Raw genomic sequence first — 1,339 nt, 5'->3', positions numbered from 1 at the left:
GGCTCCCGCCAGGAACCCATCCCCGGCAGTGCCCTCATCCCTTTCGGTACTACTACCCCCACCATTACGCCGCCCACGGTTCCGGCACCTACCCCGCCCACTACCCCGGTAACCAGCCAGAAGGCCCGCATCACCTTTACGTTTGCCGCGCCCGTGGCCAACGCTACGGCCCGCGTGGCCCCCACGCTTTACAACAAGTCGCGGGTGCTCAATTTTGAAGAGGACGACTCGCCGGTAGCGGCCTACACCGACCTCTACCCTCTGCTTAAGGGAGGCACCCGCAACGGCCAGCGGTACCCCGGCCTGCGCTTCACGGATGGAACCGGCCGGAATCGTGCGTACACGGCGGCCGTGGCCATCAACGGGCACAACACCTACAACAATTCGGTGTGGCTGGATGCCGGCCCGAACCATGATAAGTCGCGGCTGCTGTGGGCGCAGGCCCAGGAGCTGCTCGATAATGGCTGGGACATCGAAAACCACTCCGACCTGCACACGGGCGATAATCCCGCCCAGCAGCTGGCCACTCTGGACGCGCTGATTGCTCAGCGGCTGCGGGGCTACAAACCCGGCGTCCACATCGTGCCAAGCAATTCGGGCGGCTACCCCACGGCGGCCTTCGCCGCCGGCTACTCGGCCGTATCGAGCAACAGCCAGAGCGACAAGCTGCCCATGCTGCCGCTCTACAATGCGAACCGGGTGGCCTTAAGCGCGCTGCCCGCCGCAAATACGCCCTTCGTGTACAACCGCTACCAGGCCGATGCCCTGGGCAGCGAGTCGAACCCGGCGCTGCTGAACCGGCTGAAGACGCTGAGCAATGATTTAATGGCGCCGGGCAGCACGAGTTCCGAAGTATACCTGCAGCGCGTATTCACGCATGGTCTGGACTTCAACGTGCTGGCCGACTGGCTGACCTACACCCAGTCGATTGCCCAGGACCGGCTGTGGGTAACCACGCTGCGGGAGTTTGCCGAGTACCGGCTGGTGAGTAGCCAGGTAGTCAAAACCGAAGCCCTGAGCGGCAAAACCCTCACCGTCGACCTGGATTACTCCCAGGTTGGTGCCACTACCCGCTTCCAGAACCTGACGCTGCTGGTCGATTCGCCCGGCACGGTTACCAGCATCACGGTAACGGGGGCCGACAGTGCGACCTACAACGTGAATACCAAAATGGTGAATGTGTTTCGGGGCCCGTTAGCCGCCACCACTCCGTCGCCCTCGGTGCCTGCGCCGCCCACCACGCTCGCTCCTGATGGCGGCTGCGCGGGCACGGGCAGCCTGCTGCGCGAACAGTGGGACAACGTGGCCGGCGCCGACCTGGCCAGCGTGCCCACCACCA

1 protein-coding gene is annotated in these 1,339 nt (G+C 64.6%); it reads left to right on the top strand.

What is annotated here, in order from left to right:
* A partial coding sequence (locus tag BMY67_RS19445) for a polysaccharide deacetylase family protein (RefSeq protein WP_218144636.1) occupies window positions 1-1,339 on the top strand: 1,339 nt, incomplete at both ends.

The organism is Hymenobacter actinosclerus, from assembly GCF_900111515.1.
Taxonomy (GTDB): Bacteria; Bacteroidota; Bacteroidia; order Cytophagales; family Hymenobacteraceae; genus Hymenobacter; species Hymenobacter actinosclerus.
This window is presented reverse-complemented; position numbering and strand designations above follow the sequence as displayed.